The 14,918-nt window shown below is 66.5% G+C and carries 14 protein-coding genes; 4 read left to right on the top strand and 10 right to left on the bottom strand.

The window, feature by feature from the left end; translation table 11 throughout:
* The first annotated feature begins 6 nt into the window (after positions 1 to 6).
* Together J3E61_RS21485 and J3E61_RS21480 are read left to right on the top strand one after the other, a co-directional pair.
* Positions 7 to 471: a GreA/GreB family elongation factor gene (locus J3E61_RS21485; protein ID WP_210084903.1), complete on the top strand. Its 465-nt coding sequence runs from the start codon at positions 7 to 9 to the stop codon at positions 469 to 471.
* Positions 472 to 637: 166 nt separating this feature from the next.
* Positions 638 to 2,017, top strand: coding sequence for an HNH endonuclease (locus J3E61_RS21480; RefSeq protein WP_210084902.1), 1,380 nt, complete (start codon positions 638 to 640; stop codon positions 2,015 to 2,017).
* Here the strand turns inward: J3E61_RS21480 and J3E61_RS21475 are convergent.
* A complete protein-coding gene (locus tag J3E61_RS21475) occupies positions 1,990 to 3,435 on the bottom strand; it encodes an amino acid permease (protein ID WP_210084901.1) in 1,446 nt (481 codons plus the stop codon). The genes J3E61_RS21480 and J3E61_RS21475 overlap by 28 nt on opposite strands.
* Positions 3,436 to 3,543: 108 nt before the next feature.
* Here J3E61_RS21475 and J3E61_RS21470 point away from each other — a divergent pair, with 108 nt between their 5' ends.
* Both J3E61_RS21470 and nagB read left to right on the top strand, forming a co-directional pair.
* Positions 3,544 to 4,752 carry an ROK family protein gene (locus tag J3E61_RS21470; protein ID WP_210084900.1) on the top strand — a complete coding sequence of 403 codons (1,209 nt, stop codon included), beginning with the start codon at positions 3,544 to 3,546 and terminating at the stop codon, positions 4,750 to 4,752.
* Positions 4,753 to 4,755: 3 nt separating this feature from the next.
* The gene (gene nagB, locus J3E61_RS21465; protein ID WP_210084899.1) at positions 4,756 to 5,535 is read left to right on the top strand and encodes a glucosamine-6-phosphate deaminase; all 780 of its coding nucleotides are present in this window, start codon (positions 4,756 to 4,758) and stop codon (positions 5,533 to 5,535) included.
* A gap of 5 nt (positions 5,536 to 5,540) precedes the next feature.
* Here the strand turns inward: nagB and J3E61_RS21460 are convergent, their stop codons facing one another.
* From J3E61_RS21460 to J3E61_RS21420, 9 genes are all read right to left on the bottom strand, one after another.
* Positions 5,541 to 6,260 carry a FadR family transcriptional regulator gene (locus J3E61_RS21460; RefSeq protein ID WP_210084898.1) on the bottom strand — a complete coding sequence of 240 codons (720 nt, stop codon included), beginning with the start codon at positions 6,258 to 6,260 and terminating at the stop codon, positions 5,541 to 5,543.
* Complete coding sequence (locus tag J3E61_RS21455; protein ID WP_210084897.1) at positions 6,260 to 7,033, bottom strand: 3-oxoacyl-ACP reductase; 774 nt, start codon at positions 7,031 to 7,033, stop codon at positions 6,260 to 6,262. Before J3E61_RS21455 ends, J3E61_RS21460 begins: the two co-directional genes overlap by 1 nt.
* Complete coding sequence (locus J3E61_RS21450) at positions 7,034 to 8,398, bottom strand: aldehyde dehydrogenase (RefSeq protein WP_210084896.1); 1,365 nt, start codon at positions 8,396 to 8,398, stop codon at positions 7,034 to 7,036.
* Positions 8,395 to 9,141: a gamma-glutamyl-gamma-aminobutyrate hydrolase family protein gene (locus tag J3E61_RS21445; RefSeq protein ID WP_210084895.1), complete on the bottom strand. Its 747-nt coding sequence runs from the start codon at positions 9,139 to 9,141 to the stop codon at positions 8,395 to 8,397. The genes J3E61_RS21450 and J3E61_RS21445 overlap by 4 nt, the downstream gene beginning before the upstream one ends.
* A complete protein-coding gene (locus J3E61_RS21440; RefSeq protein WP_210084894.1) occupies positions 9,128 to 10,486 on the bottom strand; it encodes a glutamine synthetase in 1,359 nt (452 codons plus the stop codon). The genes J3E61_RS21445 and J3E61_RS21440 overlap by 14 nt, the downstream gene beginning before the upstream one ends.
* 110 nt (positions 10,487 to 10,596) lie before the next feature.
* Complete coding sequence (locus tag J3E61_RS21435; RefSeq protein WP_210084893.1) at positions 10,597 to 11,346, bottom strand: GntR family transcriptional regulator; 750 nt, start codon at positions 11,344 to 11,346, stop codon at positions 10,597 to 10,599.
* 10 nt (positions 11,347 to 11,356) lie between these two features.
* A complete protein-coding gene (locus tag J3E61_RS21430; protein ID WP_210084892.1) occupies positions 11,357 to 12,049 on the bottom strand; it encodes a 1-(5-phosphoribosyl)-5-((5-phosphoribosylamino)methylideneamino)imidazole-4-carboxamide isomerase in 693 nt (230 codons plus the stop codon).
* 10 nt (positions 12,050 to 12,059) lie between these two features.
* Positions 12,060 to 13,415, bottom strand: coding sequence for an iron-containing alcohol dehydrogenase (locus J3E61_RS21425; RefSeq protein WP_210084891.1), 1,356 nt, complete (start codon positions 13,413 to 13,415; stop codon positions 12,060 to 12,062).
* Positions 13,412 to 14,905, bottom strand: a complete 1,494-nt coding sequence (locus tag J3E61_RS21420; RefSeq protein ID WP_210084890.1) for a hypothetical protein — start codon at positions 14,903 to 14,905, stop codon at positions 13,412 to 13,414. The genes J3E61_RS21425 and J3E61_RS21420 overlap by 4 nt, the downstream gene beginning before the upstream one ends.
* Positions 14,906 to 14,918: the final 13 nt, after the last annotated feature.

Raw genomic sequence — 14,918 nt, 5'->3', positions numbered from 1 at the left:
ATGACAATGACTGAGACGCAACGCGTCTGGATATCGCCACAGGCCCATGAGCGGCTGCACCGGGAGCTGGCGACCCTGCGCCAGTTGTGCGCAGGAACCGTTGACGACGGCGTGGACGAGAACACGGCTGCCGTCAAACGTGGCTGGCAAGCGCGCATTCAACAGATTCACGATCTGTTGATAAATGCCGTCGTCGGGGAGGATCCACCCGACGACGGGATAGCCGAACCCGGAATGGTCGTCACCGTCCGCTACGACGACACCGGCGACACCGAAACCTTCCTCCTCGGCGTGCGTGGCGCCGAATACGGCGAGATGGAGGTCTATTCCACCCATTCGCCGCTCGGCGCAGCCATCGCAGGAGCGCGGCCCGGCCAGAAGCGCTCCTACAGCTTGCCCAGCGGGGTCACGCTCACGGTCACCGTGCTCAGCGCCGTGCCTTACGGCCTTCACACCGCGGAGCTGAACTGATGTGCCCCGCAGGCGAAGTCGCTCTGCACCGCTGGGAGTCGGAAGGAGGCGCTTTGCCTACACCACGGGTCCGACATTTGGGTGAGGTTATCCCCAGGCGTGAATTCATCCACAGACTGGCGGGTGGTGGTGGCGAGATGTCAATGGCGCCAGAAGAATCGGATATGTGTTCGAGGGGTGTGGTGATGGCGAGTTGCTTGATCTGATGGGTGATGCCCAGCAGGTCGAGCGGGCCGCGTCGGCTCAGCGGTTGCTGGCCATCGGCCAGTACACCGTGCGCCGCATCGCCGAGCAGACCGATGAACACAACTTCTGGGCAGTCGATGGCTGGGAGCAGATCGCCGCGGAGATCAGCGCGCAGTTGGGCATCAGCCGCAAACGCGCGTCGTCTCAGATGAGCGACGGGCAAAGCCTCATCGAACGCCTGCCCAAACTGGCCGCAGTGTTCGCCGCAGGGCAGGTGGATTTGCGGGTGATCGCGGCCGCCATTTACCGCACCGATTTGATCGTTGACGAGGCCGCGTTGGCGAGCGTTGATGCGCAGTTGGCGGTCAAGGCGCCCTCGTGGAACAAGCTGTCCCGTGAGAGGGTCGCCGAGTTGGTCGACTGGATGGTCATCGCCGCCGACCCCGAGGCGATCCGGGTCGCCAAACAGGCCGATGCCGATCGCCACATCGCGGTGCGCCCCGGCGCCAACGGGACCGCCGAAATCTATGGCCAGGTCCGCGGCCCGGACGCCGCGGTCTTCGACACCGCGTTAGACGAACTAGCGGCCACGGTGTGCCCCGATGATCCACGCACCCACAAACAGCGCCGCACCGACGCACTGACACCGCTGGCCGCCCGCGCAATGAACATGGCGTGTCTGTGCGGATCCCCGGACTGCCCCGCCACCGCCGAGGTGCCCTCGAGTCCGATGGTGATCAATGTGATCGCCGAGGCCGCCACCGTCGACGGCACCAGTAGCAAGCCGGGGTATCTGCCCGGCTACGGCGCCGTCCCGGCGGCCACGGTCGCCGAGTTGGCCAACAGCGCCTCGGTGCGCCCGATCCCGAGTGCGAAAGACCTAGTTGCTGAACCCCATTACCGCCCGTCGGCGGCACTGACGCGGTTTGTTCAGTCCCGGGATCTGACGTGCACGTTCCCCGGGTGTGATCAGCAGGCGGTGGGTTGCGATATCGACCACAGCGTGCCCTACCCGCACGGCCCGACTCATCCCTCCAACACCGGGCTCAAATGCCGCATCCATCACCTACTCAAAACCTTCTGCGGCTGGCGCGATCGCCAACTGCCCGACGGCACCATCGAGTGGACCTCACCACGCGGGCGCACCTACACCACCGCACCGGCCGGCGCCCGCTTCTTCCCCCAACTCGGCCAACCCACCGAAACACTGACCCTGCTCAACAGTCCACCGCCCGACCCGAACCGCGACCTGGCCATGCCCAAACGCAAACGCACCCGAACCCAAGACCGCCAATACCGCATCGACTACGAACGCGGCCTCAACCGCGCCCGCTACGAAGCCGACCCACCACCGTTCTGAGTGGTTGGCGCGTCGAGGAAGGCTTCTTTGATCTCCTTGGGCCCGAACGGCCAGGTGTCTTCGGCCTTGGCGTAGATCAAGAACGCGATGGCGCCCACCACGATCCAGCCCAGCGACAGCCCGATCGACAGCCAGCTGGCGGAGACGTAAATGTAGAACCACCCCACAAACGCGATGATCGTCGGCAGCGGATACAGCCATTGCCGGTATGGGCGAACAAGATTCGGCTGGCGAACCCGCAGTACGACGATCGCGGCGACCTGAGCCAACGATTGGATGAGCACCAGCGTTGCAACGGCAGCGTTGATGATGGTGGTCAGCGTGAACAGCGAACCGATCATCGTGATCGCGCCCATCGTGAGCACACCCGCGGTGGGCAGGTTCAGCTTGGGATGAAGCTTGCCGAACACCGGCAGGAATACCTTGTCGCGGGCGGCTTCGAACGGGACGCGCGAACCGCCGAGCAATCCGGCGAAAACCGAACCGATGGCCGCGATCACGATCAGCGCGGTGATCGCTTGCGCGACACCGGATCCCCACGCCTGTTCCAGCACCGTGGACGCGACCGACGTGGCGCTCTTCAACTCGTCCAGCGGCACTGAACCGAGTACACCGATCTGCAGCAGGAAGTACAGGCTCATGATGCCGAGGATCGAGAAGACGATCGACCGTGGGATGTTGCGGCCGGGATCGCGGATCTCGGCGCCCAGGTAGGCCGTCGTGTTGTAGCCGAGGTAGTCGTAGATCGCAATGATCAAGCCGGCGCCCAGTCCTGCCCAGAACGTGCCATGGCTGCCGAACGCGCCCGGCGTGAATGCGAACGCCTGCGCTCCGCTGAAGTGGCTGAACGCCGCGACGATGGTGCTGAGCACCGCGATCAGCATGACAACGAACAGTGCCGTCGTGAGCTTGCCGATCTGCCCGATCTTGCGGAACAGCGCCACCATGATCAGCAGCGTGATGCCGACTCCGATGATCTTGCCCAGCGCGGTGTTCCCGGACGCATCAGTCACGCCGGGTATCAGGTAGCCCAGGTACTGGACCAGCCCGATGATGCCCGTCGACATGATCAGCGGAATGAAAAGGACTGCGCTCCAGACGAATAGGAACGGCGCCAACCGTCCGGTCCGGTACTGAAATGCCTCGCGCAGGTAGATGTAGGTACCGCCGGCACCGGGCATGGCGGCGCCGAGTTCGGCCCAGATGAGGCCGTCGGCCAGCGCCACGATGGCCCCGATGATCCAACCGAACATCGCCTCCGGCCCGCCGATGGTCGCGACCATCGCCGGGATCGTGACGAACGGACCGATGCCGCACATCTGCGTCATGTTGATGGCCGTGGCCTGCAACGGCCCGATCTTGCGTTCGAGCGCCGGCTGACCGGACACCGACACGGAGTCGAGGGATGGGGAACTCACGAGATCCTCCTAAACACTTTGTTAGGAAAGTTTCTTAACATACTATCGGCGGGTCTGGAAGAGTCGGTTTGTAAATTCCCTGCGACTGGAACGGAGACGGTCACGGTGGTGGGTCAAGCCGCGCCGCAGGCGGGCACGCCGGCGAGCATGCGGGCACTGAACCAGCGACTGGTGTTGGAGCGACTCCGGGTGCATGGCGAAGCAACCCGTCCTCAGATCGCCAACGACACCGGCCTATCGAAACCAACAGTCGGTCAGGCGCTGCTGGATCTGGAGCAGCATGGCCTGGTGCGCGCGATCGGACGAAGCACCTCGGGTCCCGGGCGCGCCGCGGTCATCTACCAAACCGCCCCTGACGCCGGACATATCGTGGGTGTCGACATCGGGCGTCGCGTGATCCGGGTCGCGGTCGCCGACCTCGACGGCACGGTCGTCGCCAGGGTTGATCAGCCGAACCAGAGCCGCTCTGGCGCTATGTTGCAGCGCACCGCATGCGAATCCGTCGAGCGTGCAATCGCCGACGCCGGGCTGAAGCCCGACGGCATCGTCGTCACTGTGGTTGGCACACCGGGCATTCCCGACGTCAGTGCCGGAACCGTGCACCGCTCGCCAAATCTGCCCGGTTGGGAACGCCGCGGACTCCTCGGCCAGTTGGTCGACGCGCTCGGCGCGGCGGGCTCCGAAGTGATCGTGGAGAACGACGCGAATCTCTGCGTGGTCGGTGAGCACGCGCGCGGCGCCGCGCAGGGCGTCGACGTCGTCGCGTGCCTGACGGTCGGCACCGGCATCGGAATGGGCCTGCTGCTCAACGGAAAACTCTTCCGCGGCGCGCACGGCGCCGCAGGCGAGATCGCGGATCTACCGTTCGACAGGGTGCCCGCGGGGGTGGCGCAACACCGACCGGGACCGGTGGAGACCGCGGCCGCGGCAGAGGCGGTGGTTTCGGCCGCCAACGAGGCCGGCTTGAAGCAGGTGCGCTCTGCGAAGGCGGTCTTCGACCTGGCTCGCGAAGGCGATCAGCTGGCCATGCAGGTCGTCGCGGAGGAAGCCGCCAAACTCGCCCATGTGGTTTCGATCGTCACCGCGGTCCTCGACCCCGGTCTTGTCGTGCTGACAGGCGGCATCGGCCGCAACGCCGACCTGCTGGCCGGGCCGATGCGCCGCGAGTTGGCCCAGAAGATCCCTGTCGTCCCCGACATCGTCGGAGGCCATCTCGGCGCGGATGCCGTCCTCGTCGGCGCGATCGCGTCGGCGAAGAACACCGCGTGGGACCTGGTCTTCGACCGCCGGGTACGCAAAACCGCGAGTGGGGAATAGCCAATGGAAGTCGTCATCAGGAATCACGAAACGCAGTGCGGCGCAACTGCAGCCGACATCATCGCCGACGCGATCACCTCGGGTGCTGCGACGCTGGGGCTGGCCACCGGCTCATCGCCATTGTCGGTCTACCGCGAGCTGATCCGCAGGCATCGCGAGGAGGGCCTCAGTTTCGCCGACGCACAGGCGTTTCTGCTCGACGAGTACGTCGGCTTGCCGCCTAGCCACCCGCAGTCCTACGCACATGTCATCCGCACCGAGTTCACCGACCACGTCGACATGGATTCCGAGCGGGTGCACAGCCCCAACGGCGTCGCCGACGACATCTTCGCCGCCGCAGAGGAATACGATGCGCTGATTCGCGACTTCGGCCCGGTCGACGTTCAACTGCTCGGCATCGGCGGCAACGGCCACATCGGATTCAACGAACCGGGATCGTCGTTGCGCTCGCGCACCCGGGTCAAGACCTTGACCGAGCAGACACGGCGCGACAACGCCCGATTCTTCACCGGCATCGACGAGGTGCCACGGCATGTCATCACTCAAGGTCTCGGAACCATCTGCGACGCGCGCCATCTTGTGCTGATCGCGACCGGCGGCCATAAGGCTGAGGCCATCGCGGCCGCCGTCGAAGGTCCGTTGACCGCGAGTTGCCCGGCGTCCGTGCTGCAGCTACACCCACACGTCACGGTAGTGGTCGACGAGGCCGCCGCCGGTCAGCTCAAGAACGCCGACTTCTACCGGTATGCGCTGAAACACAAACCGCCCCAACAGAAGTACTGAGCCATTCAGTCCAGGAAGCCATGCAGCAGTGCGGCCGAACCCGCGACGTGCGCACGCATCGCCGCGGCCGCACCGTCACCGTCGGCGGCCAGTATCGCGACGACGATCGCCTCATGCTGTTCGTCGGAGTGCGCGATATTGCGGGGCAACAACGGAATCTGGTCCAGCAGTCCGTTCAGTCGCATCCGGTTCTCGGCAACCAGCGGAACCAACGACGGCGAGCCTGCCGCCTCCGCGATCGCCAGGTGCAGCCGCGAATCCAGCCGACGGTAGTCGTCCGGCGGCGCACCGCGGACATCGGTCATCCGCGACCACAACACTTCCCGCTCCGCCGCGGTCAGCGTGCGGCTGGCGGCCATCCGCGCCGCCCCGACCTCGAGAATTTCACGCAGCCGCAGCGCGTCGTCGATTTCGTCGCGGGTGACACGCGGGGTTTCGGTGTGCCGAGGCAACGCGTCGGCCAGGAAAGTGCCGCCGTACCGTCCCCGGCGCGAAACCAGGTAGCCCGCGTCAGCCAATGACTTGATGGCTTCGCGGACCGTGTCACGGCTTACTCCCAACCGCGAGGCCAATTGTCGTTCGGGCGGAAGTGATTCGCCCGGCTGCAGCACACCGAGCCGGATGGTCTGCAGCAGCCGTTCGACGGTGTCCTCGAAGGGGTTCCCGGGCCGCACCGGGCGCAGCAATGCCTCGCTGGCCAATGGGACGTCCGGGTCGGCGGTCATTAGATCGGCGTGACGTAGTGGCCGCTGATGCCACCGTCGACCAGGAAGGTGGCCCCGGTGATGAACGACGAGTCGTCGCTGGCCAGAAATGCGACCGCGGCCGCCAATTCCTCCGGTTCGGCGAACCGGCCCATCGGCACGTGCACCAGGCGACGCGCCGCACGCTCGGGATCCTTGGCGAACAGCTCCTGCAGCAGCGGGGTGTTCACCGGTCCCGGACACAGCGCGTTGACCCGGATCCCGCTGCGCGCGTACTGAATTCCGAGCTCGCGCGACATCGCCAGCACCCCGCCCTTGGACGCCGTGTAGGAGATCTGCGAGGTCGCCGATCCCATCACAGCGACGAACGAGGCGGTGTTGATGATCGAGCCCTTCTTGGCGGGCACCATGTAGCGCAGCGCCGCCCGGCAGGACAGGTAAACCGACTTGAGGTTGATGTCCTGCACCTTCTGCCACGCCGGCAACTCGGTGGTCTCGATGACGTCGTCGTCGGGCGGCGAGATGCCCGCGTTGTTGAACGCGATGTCGACCGAGCCGTACGTGTCTGCGGCGGTGTCGAACAGGTTGTCGACGGCCGCTTCGTCCGAGACATCAACGGGGACAAACAATCCGTCGAGCTCGTCAGCCGCGGCCTTGCCGGCCGTCGGGTCGATGTCACCGACCACGATTCGCGCGCCCTCGGCGTGCATCCGCCTGCCGGTGGCCAGGCCGATGCCTCCGGCCCCGCCGGTGATCACCGCAACCTTGCCTGCCAGTCGTTGGGTCAAGTCCATCTAGCTATCTCCGATCGCGTAAAAGACGTTCTTGGTTTCGGTAAACGACAGTGGCGCGTCGGGGCCGAGCTCGCGACCCAATCCGGACTGCTTGAACCCGCCGAACGGCGTGTTGTAGCGCACCGACGAATGCGAATTCACCGACAGATTGCCGGATTCCACGGCGCGCGACACCCGAAGCGCCCGCGACAGGTTGTCGGTCCAGATCGATCCCGACAGGCCATAGGGGGTGTCATTGGCAAGCGTGATCGCGTCGGCCTCGTCCTCGAACGGCAGCACCGTCACCACCGGGCCGAAGATCTCTTCGGTGACGGTGCGGTCGGTGCGCGACGGCGTCAACACCGTCGGAGGGAACCAGTAACCCGGGCCGGACGGCGCATCGCCGCGGAACGCAACCGGTGCGTCGTCGGGTACATAGGAGGCCACGGTGGTCCAATGCGGTTTCGACACCAGTGGACCCATCTCGGTCTTCTTGTTGCGCGGGTCGCCGACGACCACGCCCTTGACGGCAGGCTCGAGCAGTTCCATGAAACGGTCATAGACGCTGCGCTGCACCAGTATTCGGGACCGCGCGCAGCAGTCCTGCCCGGCGTTGTCGAACACCCCGTACGGCGCGGTGGCCGCGGCCTTCTCCAGATCGCAGTCGTCGAACACGATGTTGGCGCTCTTGCCGCCGAGTTCCAGCGTGACCCGCTTGACCTGGGCCGCGGCACCGGCCATCACCCGGGTGCCGACCTCGGTCGACCCGGTGAACACGATCTTGCGGATGTCGGGGTGGCTGACGAAGCGCTCCCCCACCACCGAACCCTTGCCCGGCAACACCTGGAACAGGTCGGCAGGCAGACCGGCCTGCACAGCGAGCTCGCCGAGCCGGATCGTGGTCAGCGGCGTCCACTCCGCCGGCTTGACCAGGACCGCGTTACCCGCGGCAAGCGCGGGCGCGAACCCCCATGAGGCGATCGTCATCGGGAAATTCCACGGCGTGATCACGCCGACGACACCCAGCGGCTCGTTGAACGTGATATCGAGCCCGCCCGCTACCGGAATCTGCTTGCCGGACAACCGCTCCGGAGTCGCCGAATAGTACTGCAACACATCGCGAACGTGGCCGGCCTCCCACTCGGCATTGCTGATCGGGTGCCCGGAGTTGGCGACCTCCAGCTGCGCGAGCTCGTCGACGTGCGCGTCGACCGTTGCAGCGAACGCCCGCAGCGCGCCCGCCCGCTCGGCGGGGGCCAGCCGCGCCCACTCGCGTTGTGCCGACTTGGCGCGGGCCACCGCATCGTCGACTCCCGCCTCATCGGTCTGCTCGACGGTGCGCAGTACCTCTTCGGTGGCCGGGTTGATCAATTCGCTTGCAGTCACGCGTTCACTTTCTCCTCGGCGTATACGGCGGCCGCCTGCACCACCGCTGCGAACAGTCGCAGGTCATCCAGGCGCTCCTCGGGATGCCACTGCACCGCCAAAACGAAGTCCTCGCCGGGGATTTCGACACCCTCGATGACGCCGTCCGAATCCTGGGCCGACACGATCAGGCCGTTGCCCAACTTGTCGATGGCCTGGTGGTGATAGCACTGCGCGTCCGACGACTCGCCGATCAGCGAGGCCAGCCGGGTTCCCGGCACAGTGCGCACTGCCGAGGTGGCGAACACCGCGTTGCCCTGCTGGTGGTGTGTGTGCCCGATGACGTCGGGCAGATGTTGGTGCAGCGTCCCGCCCAGCGCGACGTTGATCACCTGTGCCCCGCGACAGATTCCCAACACAGGAATGCCCCGCCGGATCGCCTCGCCGACCAAGGCGAACTCCAGTGCGTCCCGCATGCGGTTATCGGCCACCGCCTCATCTGTAGCCGGATGTGGTTGCTGCCCATAGCTTTCCGGACCGACATCCCGGCCCCCGGTGACGATCAACCCGTCCAGTCCGTCGAGGATCCGCGATGCGATCTCGCCATCGACGGGCTGCGGCGGAAGCAACGCCGCAATGCCGCCCGCCAGGTTCACCCCTTCGATGTAGATCGCAGGCAGGAAGCTGGCCCGCACATCCCACACCCCGGTCTGCGCCTGCTGCAGGTAAGTCGTCAACCCGAGAACGGGTCTAGAGCCGCTCAAAACCACGCACCCTTTCCCAATCCGTCACCGCCCCGTTGAACGCGTTCAGCTCGATCCGTGCGTTGTTCAGGTAGTGCTCGACCACGTCGTCGCCGAAGGCCTCACGGGCCACCTCGGACTTGCCGAACAGCGCCGCCGCTTCGGCCAGCGTCGTGGGCAGCCGCTCCGCGCCCGACGTATACGCGTTGCCCTCCAACGCTTCCGGCAGGTCGAGTTCGCGCTCGATGCCGTACAGCCCGCCCGCGATCAGCGCCGAAACGGCGAGGTACTGATTGACGTCGCCGCCGGGCGCCCTGTTCTCCATCCGCATGCCGTAGCCGTGGCCGACGACCCGCAGCGCACAGGTCCGGTTGTCGAGGCCCCACGCGATCGCGGTCGGCGCGAAGCTGCCCTCCACGAATCGCTTGTAGGAGTTGATGTTCGGTGCGTATAACAGCGTCAGCTCGCGCATCGTCGCCAGCTGCCCGGCGATGAAGCTGCGGAACATCGGCGACATGCCGAGCTCGTCATCTGAGTCGGCGAACACCGCAGCGCCGTCGTCGCCACGCAGCGAGATGTGGATGTGGCAGCTGTTGCCTTCACGCTCATCGAATTTGGCCATGAAGGTCAGGCTCTTGCCGTGCTGATCGGCGATTTCCTTGGCGCCGTTCTTGTAGATCGTGTGGTTGTCGCACGTGACGCGCGCGTGGTCGTAGCGGAATGCGATCTCCTGCTGGCCGTAATTGCACTCGCCCTTGACGCCTTCGCAATACATGCCCGCGCCGTCCATCCCCACCCGGATGTCGCGCAGCAGCGGCTCCATCCGGGTCGACGCGAGCATCGCGTAGTCGACGTTGTAATCGGTGGCCGGGGTCAGCCCGCGGTAACCCTTCGCCCAGGCTTCGCGGAAACCGTCGTCGAACACGATGAATTCCAGCTCGGTGCCGACGTAGGGCACCAGTCCCCGCTCGGCGAGCCGGTCGATCTGGCGGTTGAGAATGCTGCGCGGCGCCTGGGTGACGGGGTTGCCGTCGGTCCAGGACAGGTCGGCCATCACCATTGCGGTGCCGGGCAGCCACGGCAGCAGCCGCAAAGTGGTGAAATCGGGCGTCATCACCATGTCGCCGTAGCCGGTCTCCCAGCTCGAGATCGCATAGCCGTCAACCGTGTTCATATCGACGTCGACGGCGAGCAGATAGTTGCAACACTCGGCGCCGTGGGCGGCGACATCCTCGACGAACAACCGGGCCGACACCCGCTTGCCGGTCAGCCTGCCCTGCATGTCACAGAAGGCGACGATGACGGTGTCGATGTCGCCTGCGGCCACCAGCGACTCGAGCTCGGATTGCGACAGCATGCCAGTCATGACGAGAAGTCAACCATTAGAAACCGCATCTCGCCTGCCTGACCTTGGACATTTACCGAATTCTCACCCTAAAGGTAGGGCATCAGACCATTAGAATTCAATAACGCTGCTCAGACCGTCGTCGATGAGGGGGCAGTGCGCACCGTGTTGGCCCTCCGGTTGATCCGGACGTCGAAGGCTTCGGACACATGCCACTCCCGTGACAGCATGACCGGAGTGCCGTCGCGGCCGTAGTCGACCTCCTCGATGTAAAGCAGCGGTCTGCCCCGCCGCACACCGAGCACCTTCGCGGTCTGGCCGGTGCTTGCGACTGCGCGAAGCGTCGCGGTGGCGTGGTCCGCGGCGTGGCCGCAGGCGCTCAGCAACGCGAACAGCGACGGGTCCAGGTTCTGCAGATCGAGCTCGGTGCGCAGCAGTCGCGCCGGGATGCGATCGAGCGAGTAGATCACGGGCTGCTCGTCGGCGGTACGCACTCGTTCGACCGCCAATACGGTCTCCCCCGGTTCGAGTTGAAGTGGTGCATCGTCGAGCCCACCCGGCTCGAAGGCCGCTTGCAGGATGCGCATGCCGGCGCGGGCACCGGCCGTCTCGATCATCGCCAGGTAGCTCAGCGTCGCGTCGAGTCCGTGCGGCATGCGCTGACGCTCGGTGACGTAGCTGCCCGATCCACGACGACGGCTGACGTATCCGGCCTCGACCAGTCCACGCACCGCTTCTCGCACCGTCGCGCGAGATACGTTGAAACGCTTGGCGAGTTCGCCCTCGCTCGGCAACTTGGCTCCCGGCTGCAACTGCGAACTGGAGATCTCCTCCAGCAACTCGTCACGCAGCCGATCGGCGAGCAGAGTACGGCCGGACACGCTACAAAGCCTACGTCCGGCCCTCGCGTGCGGCACCCGCGGTCGTCGCCTCCATGACGTAGCGAACCTGGTCCACCACCGACGGCGCACCGGGCAACAACCCGTCGAAGATGGCGCTGCCGATGGTGAAGCCCCACGCCCCCGCGTCGCTGACCGCGAGCACTCGGTCGATGGTCGCGATCGATCCCGCGACGATCACCGGGCCACTCGAGCGCCCCACCACTTCACGGATCAGCTGCTCGTGATCGGCGCTCGGATGGCGATACGCCAGCAGGTCGAGCCCGCTGACGTGGTCAAGCGCGGTGAGCCGTGCGGCATCGCCTGCGATTTCGTCGATGCTGCCGAGCAGCACGCTCGGATGGTCGACGACCTTGCCAGGGAACGGGCAGTACCGCACGCCATCCGGCAGCAGACCGGCCGCGTCTGCCGCGTGGGTGCCTCCGAGCACCCAGTCCACGCCCGCTGCGGCCGCCGCGTTCAGCGATGCCAGCTCGTCTTCCTTGCTGGTCGAGACCACCTCCAACATCACCTCGAAGCCCGTGTCGTGGGCCAGCGCGGTGAGCTCCCGCTGCCGTGCGGCATCCGCGCCGACGTCCTTGAAGCCGATGTAGCGCAGCCCGGTGTCGGCCAACTGCGGCACCACCTCGGCGGCGTTTTCGATGGTCCGGTCACCGTGGGTGAGCATGAACACGAATTCAGACACGGCAGCGCTCCTATTCCATTGCTTTCGCGGCGTCGGCCACGATCGACCGCGCCGTCTCGTCCGACCACACGCCGAGCACGTCGGCGAGGTCCGCGATCGAAATCCGTTCCCGCAGCAGGTGGGAATTCCGCAGCGCCCAGAACAACAGGTCGTCGTCATAGCCTGCGCCCAGATCTTCCGCCCGGGTGGGCAGGCCGCTCGCGTGGCTGATCTCGTCGAACTGTTCCGGTGAGGACAGTCGCAGCGACCGGGCAAAGCCATCCCACTCCGAAACCACCGACTCGAGCTCGGATCGATTCGCCAGCAACCAGTCTCGTTTGGCCGAATACGCCGTCCAGCACTCTTCGGCGGTCTGCGGGTCGAATTCGGCGAATGCCCGACTCACGGCGTCGCGGCTCTTCTCTTCGTCGGGTATCCGCACCTTCGCATCGCCAGACCGGATCGTGGCATCGACGAGTTGCCAGACCCGAACGGCCAGCCGGGTCGCGACCGTGACCTGCATGCCGTGCGCCGCGGCAGGACGGCCCTGGCGACTGCGTGCCATTTCCATCAAATGCGAGACCGCATGCTCGGTACCCGAGGCAGGCGCCGTCGAACCGACTATCCCCATCGACAATCCGCTTGCCGCCAGAAGCCGGGCCAGATCGGCGATTCCGCCGGGCTCGGCGTCACGCGCCGCCCTGGCAAGCCTCGGCAGCACCGGGTTGGCACCGAGGATGTCCTCGACGACCGCTGCGTTGTACGGCGGTCCGTGGCCGAGCCGGGCGGCCAGCCGCCACTCGGCGACCGCGTTGGGGACCGTCGAAAGATCGCCAACCCCGGCGAGATTCAATTGCCATGGCGCCGAGGCGAGGATATCGGTGTCGGCGACCAGCACGTCGGGCCACCTCGACTGCACCGTTCGCTTCGCCCCTGCGATGACGAGCACACTGCGGTCAGCGATGAAACCGTTGATACTGCAAGCGGTTTGGACGGCGACGTGATGGTTGCCGGTGCGCTGTGCGGTGACCTTGGCGATGTCGGTGAGCGTGCCGGACCCGACCGAGATCAGCAGCCGGCGCTCCCCCACTTCGGCGACGGCCCGCTCGACGGTCACCTCGTCGGCCCTGACCGTTCCCGCGCCGAGCTGAACCACCCGGCAGCCGAGCCGGCCTGCAAGCCGCTCCACCACCGGCCCGGCCGGGGTGCGATACGGCGCGCCGTCGCTGAGGATCAGCGGATCCCTTCCGATGAATCTCTCGACGCTGTCCGCAATCGCGCCGTCCAACACCGACGCGCCGACCCGGACATCGACATTGGGCAGGCCGTCGTGGCCGTCGGCGCGCAGCGTCGACAACAGCGATGCCGGATCGGGGACGGTGATCACGTTGGCCCAGCCGATGAACGAGGCTGCGCCAACGCCGATTCCACGGCATCGAAGGCAGCGAGGTAGCGGCGGTAGGCCTCCGCGTAGGTCTTGGTGGCCTCCGGCTCGGGCTCGATCGCGGCCGGAGCGAGCCGGACGGCGACCGATGCTTCGGCGAAGTCAGCGAAGAATCCGCTGCCGACGCCTGCGACCATCGCAGCGCCCACGGCGGTGGCCTCCTCGGTGAGCACCCGGCGCACCGGTCGCCCGAGCACACTGGCCTTGATCATCGCCCACAGGTTGTCGCGGGCGCCGCCGCCGACGATCCGCACCTCGCCGCGACCGAGACCCAGCGCGTCGAGGCGTTCGACGATGTCGCGCAACGCAAATGCGCAGCCTTCCAGTACTGCGCGGGCGACGTGAGCCGGGGTGTGGTTCATCGCAAGGCCGAGCAGCGCGCCGCGCATCTGGTCATTCCACCGCGGTGCCGTGGCCCCCGACAGGGCAGGCAGGAACAACACGCCTTCACTGGCGGGCGGCGCCTTGCACGCCAACGGAAACACCTCTGCCTGCGGCATGCCGAGCACGCCGGCAAGCCAGAGGGTGCTTCCGCCGCTGACGAATCCGGGATTCTCGATCAGCCATGCGCCGGGAACCGCGTGGCCGTGCGTCTCGACCAGACCGAGCGGGTCGCGCACCGGCGTCGCCGAAACCGTCGTCACCGGTTCGGCGGTGCCGGTGACGTCGACGACGACGCCGGCCTCGATCGCGCCTGCCCCCACCGATGCGGCGTGCTCGTCACCGGTGCCGACGACCACCACGCATTCCGCGGGCAGGCCGAACGCTGCGGCGATGCCCGGCAATAGCGTGCCAACCACGTCGGTGGAGCGGCGCACCGGGGCGAACATGGACGGATCCAGATCGGCTGCGGTGCAAAGCGATTGGTCGAAGCAGCCGCGGGTGACGTCATACATCATCGTTGACGACGCATTCGCGGCGTCCTGGGCGTGAGAACCGGTCAGGCGATGCAGCAGATACGACCCGACGGGCGCCAGCGTCGCGGTGCGCTGCCAGACCTCGGGTTCGTGGTCGCGGATCCACATCATCTTCGGTGCGCTGTGCGAGGCGTCGGCCACCAGGCCCGTTCGCTCGGCCAGCGCCTCCTCCCCGACCGCAGCGACCAGCCGGTCGCACTGCTCGGTCGCGCGTTTGTCCAGCCAGATGATGGCCGAACGCAGCGGCTCGCCATTGACGTCGCAGGCGACGATGCCGTCGACCTGGCTGCCGAGACCCATCGCAACGACCCGGGAAGGATCGACGCCGTCCATTGCCGTCCGTACGGCGTCTTGCAGTGCAGCGCAATAACTCTGGGGGTCCTGCTCCGCCCAGCCGTCGTGCAGGTGCGTCATGCTCAGCGCTGCCGACCCGGTGGAGACGACGTCGCCTGCCTCGTCGACGAGGACGACCTTGATGCTCTGCGAGCCGACGTCGACTCCCAGCACTAAAGACACGGCTGTCCTCAGC

It is taken from the genome of Mycobacterium sp. OAE908, from assembly GCF_017872775.1.
Classification (GTDB): Bacteria; Actinomycetota; Actinomycetes; order Mycobacteriales; family Mycobacteriaceae; genus Mycobacterium.
The sequence above is the reverse complement of the archived record's forward strand: the minus strand, read 5'-3'. Positions and strand labels throughout refer to the sequence as shown.

Bases quoted from the DNA above. Each gene is read 5' to 3' on its own strand.
- J3E61_RS21455 (WP_210084897.1), bottom strand. From the start codon at position 7,033: ATGGACTTGACCCAACGACTGGCAGGCAAGGTTGCGGTGATCACCGGC.
- J3E61_RS21485 (WP_210084903.1), top strand. From the start codon at position 7: ATGACTGAGACGCAACGCGTCTGGATATCGCCACAGGCCCATGAGCGG.
- nagB (WP_210084899.1), top strand. From the start codon at position 4,756: ATGGAAGTCGTCATCAGGAATCACGAAACGCAGTGCGGCGCAACTGCA.
- J3E61_RS21460 (WP_210084898.1), bottom strand. From the start codon at position 6,260: ATGACCGCCGACCCGGACGTCCCATTGGCCAGCGAGGCATTGCTGCGC.
- J3E61_RS21440 (WP_210084894.1), bottom strand. From the start codon at position 10,486: ATGACTGGCATGCTGTCGCAATCCGAGCTCGAGTCGCTGGTGGCCGCA.